This window comes from Sporosarcina sp. P29 (assembly GCF_002743265.1).
Lineage (GTDB): Bacteria > Bacillota > Bacilli > Bacillales_A > Planococcaceae > Sporosarcina.
The window spans coordinates 282,876-303,329 of sequence record NZ_PDYX01000003.1; the positions used below are offsets into that span (position 1 = coordinate 282,876).

Consider the following 20,454-nt stretch of genomic DNA (forward strand, 5'->3'; position numbering starts at 1 on the left):
TTTTTAATGTATAGGTGACTTGAAGGTCGCTCCATGTGTTTCTTGTGTGTTCATGATGGTCAAGAACGCAGAAGGGTCTATGTCGGTAGTGATTTGCTTTAGCTTTGAAATTTCTAGTCTTGTCACGACTACATAGATGACGTCTTTTTCGTTATCCGAATAGCCACCCCGACCGTGCAACATTGTAATGCTGCGGCCGAGTCGTAGACGAATCGCTTCACCCAGCTCTTCATATTCATCGGAGATAATAAAGACGGCCTTGGTCTCGTCTAGGCCTTGAATCACAATGTCGATCGCTTTTGAGGCTATATAGTATGTAATGATCGAGTACATCGCTTTTTCGGGTCCGAGTACAAAGCCTGCCCATCCGAAAATGAAGAGGTTGAAGAACATTACGAATTCTCCGACACTGTACGGGATTTTCTTTGTAAGTAAAATGCCGAGAATCTCCGTCCCGTCTAGCGCCCCGCCATTACGTATGATGGTTCCAACACCTGCGCCAAGCAACAATCCTCCAAAGACTGTAGCGAGTAACGAATCTGTAACGAATGGACCTAGTTTTTTTAGTGGAAATTCTACAATCGCAAGCAAAGCAATCGCATAGGAAGAGGAGAAGAAAAAGTTCTTGCCGATATGTTTATAGCCGAAGAACAAGAAGGGCAAATTTAAGATCAAAATCAAAATCCCAAAAGGTACTCCAGAAATGAAATTCAATATAAGTGCGATCCCGATAATACCCCCGTCAATTACGGAATTAGGGATTAAAAATAAATCTAAAGCAACTGCTGTAATTACAACACCAATAGAAATGAATAAATAGCGTCTAAGTAAATGCCCCACGGTTTCTTTTTTATGCTGTTTGCTCATAAAACTCCCCTTTTTTCAAACGTATTTATTCTATCTTAACGGAATTTTTAAAAAGAAAGTAGTGAAAATCTAAGGTTGTCAATTTTTCTTCCGAAGGACATGATGAATCTTTTACTCTTTCAGAACATAAGATGATACATCATAGCCTAATTGGAGGAGATATGTTGGATATCATTCGTCAGTTGCATAACTATCGCAAAGAAGAAAATCAGTTGAAGTGGGAAGGTACATTTTTGGAGTATCTAGAATTAATTAAAGAGCGTAAAGAAGTGGCACAGACTGCACATTCCCGTATTTATGAAATGATTAAAAGCGCAGGAATTGAAAAGAAAGACGGTAAGAAGATTTATAATTTCTTTGATGAAGAGTTATATGGTCTGGAAGAGTCTATCGAACGTTTAGTGGAAGAATATTTTCATCCGGCAGCCAAGCGTTTAGATGTAAAGAAGCGCGTACTGTTACTGATGGGACCTGTTAGTGGTGGTAAATCTACTATCGTTACGATGTTGAAACGTGGGCTAGAAGCGTATTCCCGCACGGATGAAGGAGCGGTGTATGCGATCAAAGGATGTCCGATGCATGAAGACCCATTGCACTTGATTCCGGAATCATTGAGGAAGTCATTCTTTGAAGAGTATGGCATAAGAATCGAAGGTAGTTTATCGCCTTTAAATCAGTTGCGTCTTGAAGAAGAATTCGGAGGTAAAATTGAAAATGTTGTAGTGGAACGCATTCTGTTCTCAGAAGACCGTCGTGTCGGGATTGGAACATTCACACCATCCGATCCGAAGTCACAGGACATCGCTGACTTAACTGGAAGTATAGACTTCTCCACTATTGCTGAATATGGTTCAGAGTCGGATCCACGTGCATACCGATTTGATGGAGAATTGAATAAAGCGAATCGGGGCATGATGGAGTTCCAAGAAATGCTGAAGCTCGATGAAAAGTTTCTTTGGCATTTATTGTCTTTAACACAGGAAGGAAATTTTAAAGCAGGAAGATTTGCATTGATTAGTGCAGATGAACTAATCGTTGCGCATACGAATGAAACGGAATATCGTTCATTCATTAGTAATAAAAAGAACGAAGCGCTTCACTCAAGATTGATTGTCATACCAGTTCCATACAATCTAAAAGTAAGTGCGGAAGAAAAGATTTATGAAAAAATGATTCGTGACAGTGATATGGCTCACGTCCACATTGCGCCGCATGCATTGCGAGTGGCTGCTATTTTTTCTGTTTTGACACGTTTGAAAGCATCCAAGAAACAAGGCATCGATCGCTTGAAGAAATTGCGCTTGTATGATGGTCAGAATGTCGAAGGTTTCAACGATGCAGATGCGGAAGAACTGAAGAACGAATTTATAGATGAAGGAATGGACGGAATCGATCCACGCTACGTCATCAACCGTATTTCTTCTGCAATTATCCGAAAAGAAGTACCAAGCATCAATGCACTAGATGTATTGCGTTCATTAAAAGACGGCTTCGATCAACACGCTTCCATTTCTAGTGAAGACCGTGACACGTATATGAACTATATTTCAATGGCGCGTAAAGAGTATGATGAAATTGCGAAAAAAGAAGTCCAGAAAGCTTTTGTCTATTCTTACGAAGAGTCTGCCAAAACATTAATGGATAATTACTTGGATAACGTTGAAGCATACTGTAATAAAAACAAACTACGTGACGCACTTACTGGGGAAGAAATCAATCCCGATGAAAAGCTAATGCGTTCGCTGGAAGAACAAATAGGAATTTCCGAGAATGCGAAAAAAGCATTCCGAGAAGAAATTCTGATTCGCATCTCGGCATATGCAAGAAAACACCAGCGCTTCGACTATCGCTCTCATGACCGTTTACGTGAAGCGATTCAGAAAAAACTTTTCACCGATCTAAAAGACGTCGTGAAGATCACCACAACTTCTACAACGCCTGACGAGACACAACTGAAGAAAATGAACGAAGTCGTAGCACGCCTAGTAGACGAACATGGCTACAACTCTATCTCAGCAAACGACCTACTGCGTTACGTAGGCAGTTTGTTAAATCGATAAATTGGATGAGTACTGTGAATTGAATTGGCGTAATGATGGGATTGCAACTCGGGTTTAAGTTCGCACTCCGCAGAGCAAATCACGGTTCCAGAACTAATAGAAGCCTATACAAATCAAAACCAAGAGACCTCAAATCATGAGGTCTCTTTTTAGTTTTGTTGCTGTTTAGTCAATATTCAAATAGCTATCGCATATGATAGGGAAACAAATTGTTCGAAAGATAGGCGGGGATACGAGTGGAAGAAAACCAGAAAAGTCGATTCGTTGTCACTGAAGAAAATTGGTCTCTCCATCGCAAAGGCCATCAGGACCAGCAACGCCATCTAGATAAAATAAATGAAGTACTAAAAAGTAACTTACCCGACTTGATTAGTGAAGAGAACATCATACTTTCAAATGGAAAAGACATGGTGAAGATTCCAATACGCTCACTAGATGAATTTAAAATTCGTTACAACCACGACAAGTCCAAGCACGTTGGCCAAGGAGAAGGTGACAGTGCGGTAGGAGACGTAGTGGCGCAAGGAGAAAAGAAAGCGCAGCCAGGTGAAGGAAAAGAAGCAGGCGATCAGCCGGGGCAAGATATCTATGAAACGGAAGTCTCGATTGAAGAGTTGGAAGAGATGTTCTTTAAAGAATTAGAGCTGCCAGACTTGGAACAAAAAGAACAATCAGTAACAACGATTGAAGATATTGATTTCACGGACATCCGTAAAAAGGGACTAATCGGTAATATTGATAAAAAACGGACTTTATTATCTGCCATAAAACGTAATGCGATGAAAGGCAAAGCTGAAGTTGCTCCAATTCTAGGAGATGATCTACGGTTTAAAACATGGAATCCCGTGGAAAAACCGCAATCGAAAGCGGTTGTCATCGCAATGATGGACACGAGTGGTTCAATGGGTAAATTTGAGAAGTATATGGCACGAAGTTTCTTCTTTTGGATGACAAAGTTTTTACGGACAAAGTATGAAACGGTAGAAATTGAATTCATTGCGCATCATACGGAAGCGAAAGTAGTATCAGAGGAAAACTTCTTCAACAAAGGAGAAAGTGGTGGGACCAGATGTTCATCTGCCTATAGTAAAGCATTGGAAGTTATTAAAGAATCTTATCCTCCAACTAGGTATAATATCTATCCTGTACATTTTTCGGACGGGGAGAATATGACAAGTGACAATAAGAAGTGTTTGGAACACGTGGATGAATTATTAGCGATATCGAATATGTTTGGATATGCCGAAGTCAATGAACATCGTAGAATGTCAACGTTGATGTCTGCGTATAAATCAATTGAACATCCAAAATTCAATTATTATATTTTGCAAAAAAATCGCGATGTCTACTTTGCGCTCAAGAAGTTTTTCGAAAAGCGAACGGAGGGATTACGCTGACTGATCAACGGGCATTATATTATGCAATTGATGAGATTACGGAGATTGCCAGTGGGTTTGGACTCGATTTTTATCCGATGCGGTATGAAATTTGCCCAGCGGATATTCTGTATACGTTTGGTGCCTATGGAATGCCTACACGTTTCACGCATTGGAGTTTCGGTAAACAGTTCCATAAGATGAAATTGCAATATGATATAGGATTAAGCAAAATTTATGAGCTAGTGATCAATTCAAATCCTTGCTATGCATTTTTATTAAATACGAATAGTTTGATTCAAAATAAATTAATCATTGCGCATGTATTAGCGCATTGTGACTTCTTCAAGAATAATATCTATTTCTCTAAGACGCGTAAAGACATGGTTGAAAGCATGGCGGCTACAGCCGAACGAATTGCAGACTATGAGGTACGTTACGGAAAGAAATGTGTGGAAACGTTTCTTGATGCGGTATTAGCCATTCAAGAACATGTAGATCCAAGTATGATGCGAGACATTATCCCGGCACCGTTTATTGTCCAACAACCTCGTAGATCAGCATATGAAGATTTATGGGACCTAGATCAACGGACAATTCCCGGTCAGCAAGCGATTGAAATGCACAAAAAGAATCCGAAGGAACAAGAAAAGGACATCTTATTATTTATTCTAGAAAATAGTCGTAATCTAACGGAATGGCAATCAGACATCTTGACGATGTTACGTGAGGAAATGCTGTATTTCTGGCCGCAGTTGGAAACGAAAATCATGAATGAAGGGTGGGCTTCTTATTGGCATCAAACCATCCTCCGACAAATGGATTTAACGCCTTCAGAAACAATTGAGTTTGCAAAACTTAATGCTAGTGTACTACAGCCTTCTAAGACCTCCATTAACCCGTATTATCTCGGTGTTAAAATGTATGAGGATATTGAGAAGCGCTACGATGTTTTAGCTAAAGAAGCCACTTCACGTGGAGAAGAAGCGATGACGGGACGGGAAAAAATATTCGAAGCGCGTGAAATCGAAAATGATACATCTTTCATTCGGAATTACTTAACGGACGACCTCATCAAACAAGAGGATCTGTATGTATTTCAAAAGCAGGAAGACCAATACAAAGTCTCTGACAAACAGACCGATGCTGTCCGGAATCAGTTAATTGGTCAGCGAGTGAACGGTGGTTTTCCTTATATAGTAGTAGACGATGGGGACTATATGCGTAATGGTGAACTGTATCTTATTCACCGCTACGAAGACACTGAACTTGATTTGCCATATTTAGAACATGTTTTACCTCATATACATCAGCTTTGGGGACGCATCGTGCATATCGAAACAATACTTGAGAACAAACCTTTAGTATTTTCATATGATGGACACAAAGTGTTTAGGAGAAGTAAATAACGAAAAGAGAATAGTCATAGCGTATTCTTGGACTGAAGACAACTCCTGTAATATGGAGATTGCCTTCAGTTTTTTCACTTTGCTACTTTTCATTTTGTGTATCTAATGTTATTTTTATAGTATACTAACTCATTAACGTACTAAAGAGTAAAGAAAAGAGGAAAACCAATGAAAAAGACCACTATTGCTTTATTATTCGCAGCATTATTCCTAGTGCTAGCAGGATGTTCGGACAAGTCTTCAAGCGGTGAAAAGCCTTCAACGGAAACCGGTAAAGGAGACACGAAAGAAATTATCATCGGTGTAGATGACAAATTCGCACCTATGGGATTCCGTGACGATAAAAATAATTTAGTCGGCTTTGATATTGATATGGCGACAGCAGCGGCTGAGCATATGGGCGCTACAGCAAAATTCCAACCGATCGATTGGAAGACGAAAGAGACGGAACTTAGTAGTGGACGAATCGATTTAATTTGGAACGGCTATACGATCACGAAAGAGCGTCAAGAAAAAGTACTATTCACGAAGCCTTATTTGGATAATAATCAAGTTATCGTGACGTTAGTAGACTCTGATGTCAAAGCAATTGAAGATTTAGATGGAAAAACGGTAGGTGTGCAAGCATTATCATCTGCTGGACCAGCACTAGAAAGCCACCCGATTCACGAAAAAATAAAAAATATTACAGAATTTGCGGATAATGTTCTAGCGTTAACAGATCTAAAAACAGGTCGGCTAGATGCAGTTGTTCTAGATGAAGTCGTCATTGATTACTATATGACTACTGAAGAAGGTGTCTTTGCAAAAGTTGATGGATCATTGGCAGTGGAAGAGTATGGCGTTGGAGTGAAACAAGGCAATGAAAAAATGCTTGAAAATCTTCAAAAGGCATTGGATACAATGAACGAAGATGGTACTTCAGCTGAAATTTCTACAGAATGGTTCGGAGAAGACAAAGTTCTACGCTGAGTAGTAGAATAAGTAATGTCAACGGAAGTTATAATTATGACTTCCGTTGGTATTTGTATTGTAAGAGAAGTACATAAAACCTTGAATGGTTTTTTGGAGGAATTTACTAATGAGTTATGAATATTTTATGTCCATGCTGATCCCCATGTTGGAAGGTGCTAAAGCGACTGTCCTATTATTTGTAATAGCGATCGTCTTATCTATTCCACTCGGATTCTTGTTGACACTTGCCGTAAGAAGTAGTATTAAACCAATTTCTTATTTGGCGCAGACTTTTATATACGTCATGCGTGGGACCCCTTTGTTATTACAGCTATTGTTCTTTGTATTTGGTTTACCACTTCTGCCGGTAATTGGTGAGTATTTAGTTTTTGACCGTTTTGTTGCGGCTACAATAGCGTTCATTTTAAACTATTCAGCGTACTTTGCTGAAATATTCCGTGGTGGATTAATTTCCATCGATAAAGGACAATATGAGGCTTCCCAAGTACTTGGATTATCGAAATGGCAAACAACGGTGCGAGTCATCTTGCCGCAAATGTTTCGTGTTACGCTACCGCCAATTGCGAATGAATCGGTATCTTTAGTAAAAGATACGGCGCTTTTATATGCGGTAGCTGTTCCTGAGTTGCTACACTATGCGCAAACAGTCGTAAACAGAGACTTCACAATCATTCCGTTCTTCATTGCAGCGGGGATTTACTTGCTGATAGCATTCGGTTTGACTGTAGTGTTTAAGTATTTAGAGAGAAAGCTGCAATACGAATGAGGAGAGAAAACTATGTCTTTCATTGAAGTACGTAACTTACAGAAATCATTCGGTCCATTGGAAGTATTGAAGGATATATCGTTTGATGTTCAAAAAAATGATGTAATGGCAATTATCGGACCTTCGGGTTCTGGAAAAAGTACGATGTTGAGAAGTTTAATTCAACTGGAGCAAGTCGGTGGCGGAAGTATTAGAGTGGATGGGGATTACCTAGTTAAAGATGGCATTTACACAAACCCTACAGATAGTAAAATAATTAATTCTAAAATGGGAATGGTATTTCAACAATTTAACCTGTTTCCTCATTTAACTGTAAAACAGAACTTGGAATTGGCGCCGAAACTTGTGAAGAAAGAAAAAGCTAACGATTATGGGCATAGAAGTATCGAGTTACTTGAGAAAGTCGGATTGGCTTCAAAAGCTGATGAATTACCTTCACGACTCTCGGGTGGCCAGAAACAACGTGTAGCGATTGCGAGAGCATTGATGATGGATCCGGATATTTTATTATTCGATGAACCGACTTCTGCTTTAGATCCGCAATTGACGAAAGAAGTATTGCAAGTTATGAAAAACCTTGCGGAAGAGCATATGACGATGATTGTGGTGACGCATGAAATGGAATTTGCAAGCAGTGTCGCGAATCATGTAATCTTTATGGACGACGGAATGATCATTGAATCGGGTACTCCAGAAGAAGTGATCAAATCACCGAAAGAAATGCGTACAAAGAGATTCCTGAATTACGAGTTAAGTAAATAACCAAAAGTAGTGATGCGAATATAATACTCGCATCACTACTTTTTTTGTGGATTACTCAATTCCTAGTGAAATTATTGCAATATATGAAAGATTACAGCAAAATGTTAGTAAACTTGTTAGAATTCACGAAAAATATTGAATAATGCATTGACGAATAACTTTGTTAAGGGTACGATTACGTATAATTATTACCTTTTCTGAATACTTCGAACCGGTAATAGATAATAGTTGAGGGGGATTTACATGAAGAAACGTTGGGTGACTTATGTAGCTGCACTATTCAGTATCGTGCTAATTCTAGCTGCGTGTGGTGGGAAAAAGGAGTCATCTGATTCAGTAGCAGATGATAAAAATGATGACAATGCAAGCACTGAAGAAAAATACATAATTGGTGTTACACAAATTGTTGAACACCCGTCTTTAGATGCGGCGTTTGAAGGGTTCCAAAAGGCGATTGAAGATGCAGAATTGAATGTCGAATATGACAAGCAAAATGCGCAAAATGATAATAGTTCCAACTCAACAATTGCCAACAACTTAGCAGGCGCAGGCGTAGATTTAATATTTGCTAACTCTACACCAAGTGCACAGGCAGCAGCTAGTGCGACACAAGATATTCCAATCATCTTTACATCCGTTACGGATGCAGTAGCAGCGGAACTTGTTGCATCTAACGAAGAACCAGGTGGAAACGTTACAGGAACTACTGATAACCATCCGGATGCTATTCCAAATACAATGAAATTCTTAAAAGAAAACTTAGCTGCAAAAAAAGTAGGCATGATCTTTAACTCAGGAGAACAAAACTCTCGCTTACAAGTGGATCATGTAAAAGAAATTCTTGCAGATATGGATATGGAAGTTGTAGAAGCATCTGTTGCGACTTCAGCAGACGTAAAACAAGCAGCTGAATCATTAATCGGTTCAGTAGATTCATTCTATATCATCACAGATAACACAGTAGTATCAGCACTAGAATCGGTCATCTCTGTTGCGAACGACAATAAGATTCCGATGATGGTTGGTGAATTTGATTCTGTGAAACGTGGTGGACTTGGAGCATACGGCTTTGAGTATTACGACATCGGCTATGAGGCGGGTGAAATGGCAGTAAAGATTCTAAAGGGTGAAGAAACGCCTGAATCATTACCTGTTCAATTACCACAGAACTTAAAGTTAGTGATGAATGAAGAGACTGCAAACGCAATCGGCTTGAAGATTCAAGCCGATTGGAATGCAGAAGTAGCAGAATAAATACAATTAGGAGATGATCTTGCATGTTTTCAGCTGTATTTGGCTCAGTTGAGCAGGGTATCATCTATGCGATCATGGCACTCGGAGTGTATTTAACATTTCGGGTGCTTGATTTTCCAGATTTAACAGTGGATGGAAGTTTTGTAACAGGTGCTGCAGTAGCGGCTACGATGATTGTATTTGATTATCATCCACTTGTTGCAACACTTACCGCGATCTTGGTCGGCTTTTTTGCTGGATGTATAACAGGTTTATTACATACCAAAGGAAAAATCAATCCACTTCTATCCGGAATCCTCATGATGATAGCTCTTTACTCGATAAATCTTCGGATAATGGGACTGACTACCGAAAGTTCAGTAGGCCGCCCGAATATTCCGCTTTTAAATTCAGAAACGATTTTCAGTAAGTTCCAAGGTTTCTGGAGTAGTCTAGGAATTGATGAAGCAATCAATGGCTTCTTAGCAGGTCTCGGCTTGGAACATTTACCATCGACTTGGGGAACATTAGTATTGATGATTTTAGTTGTCGTGATCATTAAATTCATTGCGGACTGGTTCTTGCAAACCGAAGTTGGTTTGGCTATTCGTGCAACTGGCGATAATAAAAAAATGATTCGTAGCTTCTCTGCGAGCACAGACACACTCGTTATTCTAGGACTAGGAATTTCTAACGCATTAGTAGCTTTCTCAGGTTCTCTGATTGCACAATATGGGAAGTTTGCAGATAACGGCATGGGAATTGGTATGATTATTATCGGATTAGCTTCTGTTATTATCGGCGAAGCAATTTTTGGAACGAAAACTATTTTCCGCACTACGTTGGCGGTAGTTATCGGAGCAGTCATCTATCGTATCGTACTCGGTCTATCACTACGTGTGAAAATTCTCGATTCAGGCGATATGAAATTGATCACTGCAGTCATCGTAATCGCGGCATTGATTATTCCACAGGTTCTTGAAAAGAGACGGGAAAAATCACGTAAAGCGAAAAGACAAGCTGAACGAATGGCGATTAAGTCATCACAAGGAGGTCATAGCGTTGTTGAAGCTGGATCAAGTCAATAAAATATTTAATGAATCGACTCCGGATGAAAAAGTAGCGCTTGACCAGATCAACTTGCATTTACAACCAGGTGATTTCGTTACTGTGATCGGAAGTAACGGTGCAGGGAAATCCACCATGATGAATATGATATCAGGCGCATTGACACCGGATTTTGGTGCTATTTATATTGATAATAAAGATGTCACGCGTTTGGCAGAGTTCAAACGATCTAAAATGATCGGGCGCGTTTTTCAAGATCCAATGTCAGGTACAGCGCCTACTATGACAATTGAAGAGAATTTGGCAATGGCTTATTCCCGTAATCGGCGTCGTTCATTGCATCGCGGAGTGGATAAGAAACGAAAAGATTTATTCCGTACATCGCTTGAAACATTGCACTTGAATCTCGAAAATCGGATGACAGCGAATGTTGGATTATTATCTGGTGGTGAGCGTCAAGCATTGTCATTGTTGATGGCAACTTTTACGCAGCCTTCTATATTGTTGCTGGACGAGCATACAGCAGCGCTTGACCCGTCCCGTGCAGAGCTGATTACCGATTTAACGAAACGTTTAGTTGAGAAAGATCAACTGACGACGTTGATGGTAACGCATAATATGCAACAGGCACTCGATCTTGGAAATCGTTTGATTATGATGGATAAAGGTCAAATTATCTTAGAAGTGGAAGAAGAGCAGAAACAGCACTTGACGATTGCGAAATTGATGGAAGAATTTCAACGCATTCGTGGAGAGCAACTTACGAGCGATGCAGCTTTACTTTCTGTATAAACAAAAGTCCCTGTTTTCCAATTGTGGAAAACAGGGACTTTTTAAGCGTTTTAAGCAAGCTTTGCTATATGTTTCTTGATTTCATATACCCAATCAAATGGATCTTGTTCTTTACCTGTTTGAATATTTGTTAGCGTGTTATAGAGACGAGACGATAGTTCACCCGTTTGACCGTTACCGATGATCATTTTATAACCGTCCCAATTCAGTTCACCAACAGGGGAGATAACAGCAGCTGTACCTGTGCCAAATACTTCTTCCAGTTCTCCACTTTCATAGGCGAGTCGGATTTCATCCATCGAGATTTGGCGCTCTGCTACAGGCATATTCCAGTGTCTCAGCAATTGCAATATCGATTTTCTTGTTATTCCTTCAAGGATGCTGCCGTTGATTGCGGGTGTTACGACTTCACCGTTGATCTTGAAGAAAATATTCATACTTCCTACTTCTTCCACATATTTACGCTCGACGCTATCGAGCCATAAAACTTGGGAGTAGCCTTGTTTGTCCGCTGTCTCCTGTGCCTTTAAAGCGGAAGCATAGTTACCAGCCGTTTTAGCGCTACCGGTTCCACCTTTTGCAGCACGGACGAATTCATTTTCCACAAGAATTTTCACTGGATGAATTCCTTCTTTATAGTACGAGCCAACAGGGGACAGAATCATGTAAAATTGATAACTTTTCGCTGGTGCTACACCAAGGAAAGCTTCTGTTGCAATGACAAATGGGCGGATATATAATGAGGTTCCTTCTAGTGTAGGAATCCAATCCTGCTCAATTTGCAACAACTGATTAAGTGCGTATAATGCGTTTTCTTCATCGATCCGTGGCATACATAGACGGTCAAGAGAATAATTCAGACGCTTCATATTTTGATCTGGACGGAACAAACGAATGGTTCCTTCTTTAGAACGATACGCCTTCATTCCTTCAAAAACCGTTTGTCCGTAATGTAAAACGATTGCGGCTGGATCGAGCGTTAAAGGAGCGTAAGGAGTAATGCGATGATTATGCCAACCTTTGCCTTCCTCATAGTCTATAATGAGCATGTGGTCTGTAAATGATTTCCCGAAAACTAAAGTGCTAGGATCTGGCTTTTCTTTTTTATTTTGTGCAAGTTGAATTTGCATAGGTAATCTCGTCATAATCATCAAAACCCCTTAAGATATAGAATATTCCGAAACTTTAAGTTCGAATAGTGTAATTATACTGCTTTTTCAGAAAAAATAAAGTGTAAAGTTTGTCGATATTAAGAATTATTATAAAAAGGAGCAGGTTTTCATGAAGAAAATAGTAATTGTGGGTGCTGGAATCGTTGGAGCTTCTGCTGCTTATCATTTGTCTATGCAACATGCAGAAGTCGTTATAATCGATAGACAGGAGCCAGGACAGGCCACGAAAGCTGCAGCAGGCATTATTTGTCCATGGGCATCTCAGCGCCGTAATAAGGATTGGTATGCATTGGCGTCGGCCGGAGCTGCCTATTATCCTGAATTCATTCGTTCTTTGGAAGAACAGGGCGAGCTAGAAACAGGATACAAGAAAGTGGGAGCATTGGCACTTCACACCGATGTAAGTCGTTTAGAGAAAAAAGTCGAGTTATTGAATAAAAGAAAAGAACACGCTCCTGAAATCGGAGAAGTGAAATTACTGGATACAGAGCAAGCAGCTAGCTATTTCCCGGTGTTATCTGACGAATATGCAGCGGTCCGTATTTCTGGCGCTGCCAAAGTAGAGGGGGATCAGCTACTTGGAGCATTAGTACGTGTGGCAGTTACACGTGGTGTGAAAAGTATAAAAGGCTCCGCAATACCGTACATAAAAGAAGGGAAAGTTTGTGGTGTTATCGTTGATGGGCAAATCATTGAAGGAGATCAAATTATCGTAGCGGCAGGTGCCTGGGCTAGTGAATTTACAGAGCCGCTAGGTAAGAAGCTACAAGTAGCAGGACAAAAAGCACAAATCCTCCATTTACAATCAAATCATGAGGCGTCAGGTGAATGGCCGGTCATTATGCCACCGAGCACTCAGTATCTTGTACCTTTCCAAGACGGCAGAATCGTAGCGGGCGCGACGCACGAGGATACAGATGATTTCGATATTCAACCGACAGCTGGTGGTATATTGGAAATATTATCGAATGCGTTACCTATTGCCCCTGAGCTGCGTCAGGCGGAATTGGCTGAAGTTCGTGTGGGCATCCGTCCACATACACCAAACTTCATGCCAGTCATTGGTCAATTGCCTGATCATCCGGAGGTGTGGATTGCCAATGGTCTTGGTTCATCAGGTTTAACAGTAGGACCTCTTCTTGGCAAGCTTTTATCCGAGCTAGTATTAGATCATGAGACAGGATGGGATTTGGAAAGCTACTCTATTGACCAAATAATCGACAAAGAGCATTGAATAAAGTGTGTATAATGATTAGTATGAATATATAGGGATTGAACGGTAAAGGGGAAGATTCTTTATGAGAAGATATGTTTCGTATTCTGAAGAAGTGAAAGAAGCAATGAAATACGGCAAGCCACTGGTCGCATTGGAATCTACAATTATTACATACGGCATGCCGTATCCTGAAAATGTAAAAGCCGCACGTGAAGTTCAGCAAATTGTGCGAGATCATGGAGCGGTTCCGGCAACCATTGCCATTATGGACGGTAAAATAAAAATCGGGCTATCTGATGAGGAATTAGAACGGTTCGGAGACAGCAAGGGTGTTATCAAAGCATCTAGACGCGACATCAGTTATTTAATCGCTACTAAAAAACCGGGTGCAACGACGGTTGCTGCCTCGATGTTCTTTGCAGACTTGGCGAGAATCCGTGTATTCACTACCGGAGCCATTGGTGGTGTCCATAGGGGTGTGGAACACACGATGGATATTTCAGCTGATCTTGAAGAGTTCGCACGCACAAGTGTAGCAGTTGTTTGTTCGGGAGCGAAATCTATTTTAGATCTCGGTAAAACACTTGAGTATTTGGAAACAAAAGGTGTGCCAGTAATGGGCTATCAAACAGACATATTCCCTGCGTTTTATACAAGAAGCAGTGCACATCATGTAGATTATCGAGTAGATGAAATCGACATGATAGCAGAGATGTTACGTGTTAAATGGAATCTAGGTTTGGAGGGAAGTGCGATTATCGCCAATCCTATTCCAGAAGAATATGCGATGGATCAAGAGTATATGGATGGATTGGTTTCAGATGCGCTTAAAGAAGCTGAACAACTGGGCATTAGTGGAAAGAATCTTACACCACATATGTTAAAAAAAGTTCAGGAAATGACAGGCGGCAAAAGTCTGGAAGCCAATATCGCATTGGTGAAGTCAAACGCTGAACTTGCAGCAAAATTAGCAGTAAGTTTTAACGGTAATTAATAAAGATAGGTTGTGTATTATTGAAAGTTGTATCTTGGAACGTGAACGGTATTAGAGCATGTGTGAAAAAAGGTTATAATGACTTTTTTGAACAAGTACAGGCAGATATTTTCTGTGTTCAGGAAATCAAATGCCAAGAAGGACAAATCGATCTCTCTTTCGATGGCTATGAATCCTATTGGAACTATGCAGAGAAAAAAGGATATTCCGGTACAGCGGTGTTTACGAAAAAAACGCCTCTATCTGTACGCTATGGATTGAATGATCTAGATCACGAAGCAGAAGGACGAGTGCTGACGCTAGAATTTGAAGAGTTCTTTCTCGTCAATTGTTATACACCTAATTCACAACGGGACTTGGCACGATTATCATTTCGATTGGCATGGGAAGATGAATTACTCGAGCATTTACAGTCGCTTGATGCCATCAAGCCAGTCATCTATTGCGGAGATTTAAACGTAGCGCATGAAGAAATTGATATTCGCAACGTTAAATCAAACATTGGTAATTCAGGGTTCACGAATGAAGAACGTGGAAAAATGACACGGCTATTAGATACGGGATTCATTGATACATTTCGCTTTATGAATCCGGATCTCGAAGGAAGTTATACGTGGTGGTCTTATATGCGCGACGTACGTGCACGAAATATCGGCTGGCGTATCGATTACATTATCATTTCAGAGCGTCTCCAGTCAGCTCTAAAAACAACAGCCATTCATTCAGAAATCATGGGCAGTGATCATTGCCCAATTTCTGCAGAGTTAGAAATATACTAATTAGAGCCAATGCATCTGAAATTGACCTGTTTAGTTGGAGGATACTAAAGCTGTAAAATAAAAATCGCAACACAAGTCAAACTTGTGTTGCGATTTTTTGATTAAATCAGTTCTAGTTGCTTGGAAAAAATTAAATGAAAAGAAGTGTCATATGATTTTATCCTCGGAGTAGACAGCGATAAGTAAGACGGCCACTTCTTCTCCGATGTTTTTTACAAAGTGAGGTACACTAGCATTCCAACTGAATGAATCGCCTTCTTTTGCAATGACAGAATCTTCGCCTTGTTCAGCAAGGACCGTGCCTTTAAGTACGACATGGCTCTCTTCACCTTCGTGGGCAATCGCTTGACCAGTCGATGTACCGGGGGGTAATTCAACGTGCATCATGCGAAGGCCGCTTTGAGTAGAAATATGTTCAATTTTTATGCCGTTAAACGTTGTATATACCCGATCGGCTTTCCTAATGACTTTCATATGCTCCTTTTTTTCTAGCAGCAAATAGGGTAGAGGAACGTCAAGGAAGCTGGCGATTTCTTGCAACGTATTTAGGGAGGGGGATGCATTATCGTTTTCGATGTTGCTTATGAACCCTTTTGAGAGTCCAATTTGTTCGCTCATCTGGGCAATTGTTATTTTCTTTCTCTTCCGTATATCTCGTATTTTCGAGCCGATTTCCACTCTGATCCCTCCAAGAATATTGTTGTTTGACTATATGATAACACACATATATTGACGTGAACTTTCGCATGATGTTATCCTATAGATAATTATTATTCACCTAGTGATACTTATTATTGGATTGTATACTAATAATAAAGCTATTGATGTTTTTCATGAAAATATATATAGTTTTAAAAAGTAAAATAATACTAGGGATATAGTAATATTTGAGAAAGGAGGAGAAGTTTATTAGTCAGATATTTAGCTATGCGGATTGAACGAGCTGTTAAAATATTTGAGCATTCCATTGGGAGTCTAGCTATGTTTTGGTTTCTTACGTTCCGTAAACTGTAATTTCTACTGGAAATCAATTGAAAGCGAAGGTTAATTATTTTTACAAACAGTGTTCACCTATATAGAAATAATAATCTTTTGGTACATAAAATTTGGGATGATGACACAACGGCTTTTTATGATCTTCGAAGCCCGGAACACAATGACTTTGGAATGAATGAAGTAATAAAATTTAGGAGGAAATGAAGATGAAGAAATTAGAGATAAGCATATTTTTATTAAGAATAATGTTAGGGATTAGTTTTTTTGTACATGGGTTCGTTAAATTTCAAGATGGAATAGGAAATACCGCAGGATGGTTTGATAGTATAGGAATTCCAGGGTTTTTAGCATACTTTGTAGGGGCTGTGGAACTAATAGGTGGAATGGCACTCATTTTAGGCGTAGGGACGAGAGTTGTTTCTGCATTGCTAGCTATAATCATGGTTGGTGCAATTCTAAAGGTTAAACTCACCGCTGGATTCTTAGGCACGGGGGAAAAGGTTGGCTACGAACTAGATCTTGTACTTTTAGTAATCGCTATATTTTTAACCATAAATGGAAGTAAGATTTGGGCAGTTGATCAAGCTATATTTTATAGAAAAAAGAAAAACTCATATCACGAACAGTAAGAAACAATACTAGATAGAAGAGAGGCTGATTGCAAAAATGAAAAACTTTCATCAAAGGCCTAATATATTTGTTGGACAGGTTAATATAAATGTAACAAATCTTAATTCATCGCTTGAATTTTACCAAAAGGTTATAGGATTTCAAATATTGGAGCAAACAGATCGAAAAGCCATTTTAACAGCGGATGGTAAAATAGGATTATTAACAATTGAGCAACCGGTTGATGTACTACCAAAGGAAAAAGGGAAAACCGGTTTATTTCACTTTGCACTTTTGTTACCAACACGGGCTGACTTATCTGTCTTTTTACGCCATTTATCTGAGACAGGCCTTCGATTCGGAGCATCAGATCATCTTGTAAGTGAAGCTCTATACATTACAGATCCAGACGGAAATGGCATTGAAGTGTATATAGATCGGCTAGCTATCGAATGGACCTGGTCTAATGGGGAAGTCAAGATGGTTTCTGACCCATTAGATGTAGAAAGTCTATTAGCGGTAAGTGATATGGATTGGGATGGGTTGCCTGCTGACACGGTTATGGGGCATGTTCATTTGCATGTGGCCGATCTTCAGAAAGCAGAGGAGTTTTACACGAAGGGACTTGGTTTTACAGTTGTGAGTCATTATCCTCAAGCTGTTTTCATTTCAACCGGTGACTATCATCATCATATCGCCTTGAATACATGGCAAGGAGTAGGTGCTTCGAAGCCACGAGAAAATAGCGTTGGTATAAATTGGTATACTCTTACTTTTCCAAATGAAGAAGCAATAGCAAAGGTTATTGAACAATTACAGCATCTAGGCGCATCGTATATAGTTGAAGATGGATTGTTTGTCATAGAAGATCCATCAGGAAATAAAATTCAATTAACCGTGTAAACTCGTTTCAGTTATTCTTTCTAAAACGGTGTAATAGCTGAAGTTCCACTAATTTCATGTACATATTTCGTGGTTCTGTTCTAATGACATAGTCACCATTCCTGATCGATATAAGCACTTTTCCATGCTAACGAATTGCTTCATAAGTATCACGTGCACTCAACATGATAAAGTACGAATCTGCTCCAATATGTACCTTGTTAATCTGTAGGTTTAGCCATAATAAAATACACGAAAAGTTAGATATCACTCTAGCTTGTAGAGTGCACATTATGATTGGTTCTTCTATTTATGAGTTAACATAATTGATTAATGAGTTTTATTTATACATTGGCAGTGCAAAAACAGCAAACGACTGCCTGTTATTTGGATTGCTAACAAGCTATTTAAAACTGCCGGCTTTTTATACTCTAGGTTTATACACTGGTTAAACGAAGAACCCCAATTCGTATGAATTGGGGTTCTTCGTTTAATTATTGAAATGTGTTTTTATCATAGTGAACTAAAGAGCGTAACCCCAAACGTATTCTCACTTTTTTATGATGCATTCTGTTTTGGTTCAAGCGAAATATAACGTTTCTTACCTGCGTACATACCACTGATAAATAGTATAGTTGCTACAACTATGAAGGTATAAAGTGGTGCCGTCCATGAACCGGTAAAGTCGTGAAGGATACCGAACAACACAGGACCGACGGATGCTAGTAAGTAGCCGATCGACTGCGCCATTCCGGAAATCGAAGCCGCTTGGTCTGGTGTGTTGGTACGTAAAGTGAAGAACATCATAGCGAGTCCAAATGCCGAACCGCCTCCGAGACCAATGAAAATCATCCAAAGTGCAGTTAGGCTTTCGCTTCCAAACTGTACACCGCCGTAGCCAATTAAATAACAAGCGAAAACAGCTACGACAAGAATACGTTGATCACGTACCTTATCAGCGACCACTGGTATGATAAACATCATAGGCAATTGTGCGAGCTGGACAAGCGCTAACATCCATCCAGCAGCATCAGCGGTCATACCATTCGTTTGCAACACAACGGGAATCCATGATGCTGTCGTATAAAATAGGAACGACTGTAGTCCCATGAATATCGTGATGCTCCAAGCTAGTGGTGAACGCCAAATAGGAAGAGCTGGTTTCGACTTCGTGTTTTTCTGAACTGTTTTGATGACTTCTTTCTTTTTGCGAATCTGCGGTATCCATACGATAATGGCTAACAACGTAAAGACTCCCCAAATTCCTAGCGCGCCTTGCCAGCCATATACTGTTTCATTGGCGATGGGAGAAGCGATACCAGATGCAAGTGTTGCAGATATACTCATAGACACTGAGTACAGACCCGTCATCAATCCGATATGTAAAGGGAAGCTCAGTTTAAGAAGACTCGGCAATAGGACGTTTGCAAATGCGATTCCTACTCCGATTAAAAATGTACCAATTAGTAGCAATGTGCTAGTACCGATAGAACGCATGATGATCCCTAGCAATAAAATAATCATTGCATAGAAAAGCGTTCGCGACATGCCGAATCGTTTTGCAATCCGTGGTGTAAAAGGTGATACAATAGCAAATGCCAGTAGTGGGATGGTTGTTAGAAATCCTGCTAATGAGTTAGAGATTTGCAGTTGATCACGAATGTTACTGATAATAGGCCCTACAGATGTTAGTGGGGAACGGATAGTAGCGGCTAAAAATAAAATACCTGCTAATAACACCCACTGACTCTTAGGGAAATGTAAATGTTTACTTGGTCGTTCTTTTTTCATTGTGAAGCCTCCTGTATTCCTTGAAGATTGTTCTGAGAAGTATGTAGCTGAAGCAGCAGAAAGGAGATTCCTTTATGGAGTACTTACTCATAGTCTTTGTAAATGTTATCACACCGATGCTTATTTTATTAGGAATTGGTGTTGTTTTACAAATAAAGTTTACTTTTAATGTTAAGGCATTAGGCAATATTCTGACATATTGTTTGATACCTGCCGCCGTATTCATGAACTTATATCATACCGTTATTGATGTAGAAATCTTACTTGACGTATTAATGTTTGTTGTATTATTCACGACCACTTTAATAATTACTGGTCATTTATTCAGTAAAATTTTGCGTCTGAATCGCCAGCAAACCGCCGTAATGAAGAATAGTATTGTTCTCATCAACTCAGGAAACTATGGATTACCTGTCAGTCAGCTAGTCTTTCATGCGAATCCGCTTGGTGTGTCGATTCAGATTGTTTTGATCGTCTATCAGAACTTACTGACGTATTCATATGGCTTGTATAATCTCGTATCTTCCACGCAATCGGGAAAAGACATTGCAAAACAGTTTCTTCGGATGCCGATTATCCATGCTTTGTGGCTAGGTGCTTTGCTTAACTTGGCCGATATCCAGTTGCCGCAGTTTATCGAGCTACCGATCGGTCATTTATCGGATGCTTTTATCGCCATCGCACTCATCACACTTGGCGCACAGTTA

General features: G+C 39.8%; 19 protein-coding genes. 15 read left to right on the forward strand and 4 right to left on the reverse strand.

The genetic code is table 11. The features are described 5' to 3' along the window. Positions 1–3: 3 nt before the first annotated feature. Positions 4–867: a YitT family protein gene (locus CSV68_RS04995; protein WP_099633260.1), complete on the reverse strand. Its 864-nt coding sequence runs from the start codon at positions 865–867 to the stop codon at positions 4–6. A 161-nt stretch (positions 868–1,028) separates the two neighbouring features. Here CSV68_RS04995 and CSV68_RS05000 point away from each other — a divergent pair, with 161 nt between their 5' ends. From CSV68_RS05000 to CSV68_RS05040, 9 genes are all read left to right on the forward strand, one after another. Next, the gene (locus CSV68_RS05000) at positions 1,029–2,927 is read left to right on the forward strand and encodes a PrkA family serine protein kinase (RefSeq protein WP_369823473.1); all 1,899 of its coding nucleotides are present in this window, start codon (positions 1,029–1,031) and stop codon (positions 2,925–2,927) included. 236 nt (positions 2,928–3,163) lie between these two features. Then, the gene (yhbH, locus tag CSV68_RS05005) at positions 3,164–4,324 is read left to right on the forward strand and encodes a sporulation protein YhbH (protein WP_099633262.1); all 1,161 of its coding nucleotides are present in this window, start codon (positions 3,164–3,166) and stop codon (positions 4,322–4,324) included. Further along, the gene (locus CSV68_RS05010; protein ID WP_099633263.1) at positions 4,315–5,712 is read left to right on the forward strand and encodes a SpoVR family protein; all 1,398 of its coding nucleotides are present in this window, start codon (positions 4,315–4,317) and stop codon (positions 5,710–5,712) included. The genes yhbH and CSV68_RS05010 overlap by 10 nt, the downstream gene beginning before the upstream one ends. Before the next feature lie 168 nt (positions 5,713–5,880). Further along, complete coding sequence (locus CSV68_RS05015) at positions 5,881–6,684, forward strand: amino acid ABC transporter substrate-binding protein (protein WP_099633264.1); 804 nt, start codon at positions 5,881–5,883, stop codon at positions 6,682–6,684. A 109-nt stretch (positions 6,685–6,793) separates the two neighbouring features. Next, on the forward strand, positions 6,794–7,453 hold the full coding sequence (locus CSV68_RS05020; RefSeq protein ID WP_099633265.1) for an amino acid ABC transporter permease: 660 nt from the start codon (positions 6,794–6,796) through the stop codon (positions 7,451–7,453). A gap of 12 nt (positions 7,454–7,465) precedes the next feature. After that, positions 7,466–8,215 (forward strand): amino acid ABC transporter ATP-binding protein, encoded by a 750-nt coding sequence (locus CSV68_RS05025; RefSeq protein WP_099633266.1) that lies wholly within the window; start codon positions 7,466–7,468, stop codon positions 8,213–8,215. 243 nt (positions 8,216–8,458) lie between these two features. Continuing rightward, complete coding sequence (locus CSV68_RS05030; protein ID WP_099661572.1) at positions 8,459–9,469, forward strand: ABC transporter substrate-binding protein; 1,011 nt, start codon at positions 8,459–8,461, stop codon at positions 9,467–9,469. A gap of 23 nt (positions 9,470–9,492) precedes the next feature. Then, positions 9,493–10,536: an ABC transporter permease gene (locus CSV68_RS05035; RefSeq protein ID WP_099661573.1), complete on the forward strand. Its 1,044-nt coding sequence runs from the start codon at positions 9,493–9,495 to the stop codon at positions 10,534–10,536. Continuing rightward, positions 10,511–11,308, forward strand: coding sequence for an ABC transporter ATP-binding protein (locus tag CSV68_RS05040; protein WP_099633269.1), 798 nt, complete (start codon positions 10,511–10,513; stop codon positions 11,306–11,308). The genes CSV68_RS05035 and CSV68_RS05040 overlap by 26 nt, the downstream gene beginning before the upstream one ends. A gap of 50 nt (positions 11,309–11,358) precedes the next feature. Here the strand turns inward: CSV68_RS05040 and CSV68_RS05045 are convergent, their stop codons facing one another. Next, a complete protein-coding gene (locus CSV68_RS05045; RefSeq protein WP_369823474.1) occupies positions 11,359–12,459 on the reverse strand; it encodes a branched-chain amino acid aminotransferase in 1,101 nt (366 codons plus the stop codon). 130 nt (positions 12,460–12,589) lie between these two features. Here CSV68_RS05045 and CSV68_RS05050 point away from each other — a divergent pair, with 130 nt between their 5' ends. The 3 genes from CSV68_RS05050 to CSV68_RS05060 all read left to right on the forward strand — a co-directional run bounded on the left by CSV68_RS05050 (position 12,590) and on the right by CSV68_RS05060 (position 15,469). Continuing rightward, a complete protein-coding gene (locus CSV68_RS05050; protein ID WP_099661574.1) occupies positions 12,590–13,714 on the forward strand; it encodes an NAD(P)/FAD-dependent oxidoreductase in 1,125 nt (374 codons plus the stop codon). A 64-nt stretch (positions 13,715–13,778) separates the two neighbouring features. Next, on the forward strand, positions 13,779–14,690 hold the full coding sequence (locus tag CSV68_RS05055; RefSeq protein ID WP_099633271.1) for a pseudouridine-5'-phosphate glycosidase: 912 nt from the start codon (positions 13,779–13,781) through the stop codon (positions 14,688–14,690). 20 nt (positions 14,691–14,710) lie between these two features. Continuing rightward, on the forward strand, positions 14,711–15,469 hold the full coding sequence (locus CSV68_RS05060) for an exodeoxyribonuclease III (protein ID WP_099633272.1): 759 nt from the start codon (positions 14,711–14,713) through the stop codon (positions 15,467–15,469). A gap of 147 nt (positions 15,470–15,616) precedes the next feature. Here the strand turns inward: CSV68_RS05060 and CSV68_RS05065 are convergent, their stop codons facing one another. Beyond that, the gene (locus CSV68_RS05065; protein WP_099633273.1) at positions 15,617–16,147 is read right to left on the reverse strand and encodes a helix-turn-helix domain-containing protein; all 531 of its coding nucleotides are present in this window, start codon (positions 16,145–16,147) and stop codon (positions 15,617–15,619) included. A gap of 524 nt (positions 16,148–16,671) precedes the next feature. Here CSV68_RS05065 and CSV68_RS05070 point away from each other — a divergent pair. Further along, positions 16,672–17,094: a DoxX family protein gene (locus tag CSV68_RS05070; protein ID WP_099661575.1), complete on the forward strand. Its 423-nt coding sequence runs from the start codon at positions 16,672–16,674 to the stop codon at positions 17,092–17,094. A 37-nt stretch (positions 17,095–17,131) separates the two neighbouring features. After that, positions 17,132–17,977, forward strand: a complete 846-nt coding sequence (locus CSV68_RS05075; RefSeq protein ID WP_099661576.1) for a VOC family protein — start codon at positions 17,132–17,134, stop codon at positions 17,975–17,977. Positions 17,978–18,514: 537 nt separating this feature from the next. Here the strand turns inward: CSV68_RS05075 and CSV68_RS05080 are convergent. Then, positions 18,515–19,747, reverse strand: a complete 1,233-nt coding sequence (locus tag CSV68_RS05080) for a CynX/NimT family MFS transporter (RefSeq protein WP_099661577.1) — start codon at positions 19,745–19,747, stop codon at positions 18,515–18,517. 74 nt (positions 19,748–19,821) lie between these two features. Between CSV68_RS05080 and CSV68_RS05085 the strand changes: the two genes are divergently transcribed. Continuing rightward, the coding region (locus tag CSV68_RS05085) for an AEC family transporter (protein WP_199175008.1) at positions 19,822–20,454 on the forward strand (633 nt) is incomplete at its 3' end.

Coding starts and splice junctions, on each gene's coding strand:
- CSV68_RS04995 (WP_099633260.1), bottom strand. CDS start 867: ATGAGCAAACAGCATAAAAAAGAAACCGTGGGGCATTTACTTAGACGC.
- CSV68_RS05000 (WP_369823473.1), top strand. CDS start 1,029: ATGTTGGATATCATTCGTCAGTTGCATAACTATCGCAAAGAAGAAAAT.
- CSV68_RS05015 (WP_099633264.1), top strand. CDS start 5,881: ATGAAAAAGACCACTATTGCTTTATTATTCGCAGCATTATTCCTAGTG.
- CSV68_RS05020 (WP_099633265.1), top strand. CDS start 6,794: ATGAGTTATGAATATTTTATGTCCATGCTGATCCCCATGTTGGAAGGT.
- CSV68_RS05025 (WP_099633266.1), top strand. CDS start 7,466: ATGTCTTTCATTGAAGTACGTAACTTACAGAAATCATTCGGTCCATTG.
- CSV68_RS05030 (WP_099661572.1), top strand. CDS start 8,459: ATGAAGAAACGTTGGGTGACTTATGTAGCTGCACTATTCAGTATCGTG.
- CSV68_RS05035 (WP_099661573.1), top strand. CDS start 9,493: ATGTTTTCAGCTGTATTTGGCTCAGTTGAGCAGGGTATCATCTATGCG.
- CSV68_RS05045 (WP_369823474.1), bottom strand. CDS start 12,459: ATGATTATGACGAGATTACCTATGCAAATTCAACTTGCACAAAATAAA.
- CSV68_RS05050 (WP_099661574.1), top strand. CDS start 12,590: ATGAAGAAAATAGTAATTGTGGGTGCTGGAATCGTTGGAGCTTCTGCT.
- CSV68_RS05055 (WP_099633271.1), top strand. CDS start 13,779: ATGAGAAGATATGTTTCGTATTCTGAAGAAGTGAAAGAAGCAATGAAA.
- CSV68_RS05070 (WP_099661575.1), top strand. CDS start 16,672: ATGAAGAAATTAGAGATAAGCATATTTTTATTAAGAATAATGTTAGGG.
- CSV68_RS05075 (WP_099661576.1), top strand. CDS start 17,132: ATGAAAAACTTTCATCAAAGGCCTAATATATTTGTTGGACAGGTTAAT.
- CSV68_RS05080 (WP_099661577.1), bottom strand. CDS start 19,747: ATGAAAAAAGAACGACCAAGTAAACATTTACATTTCCCTAAGAGTCAG.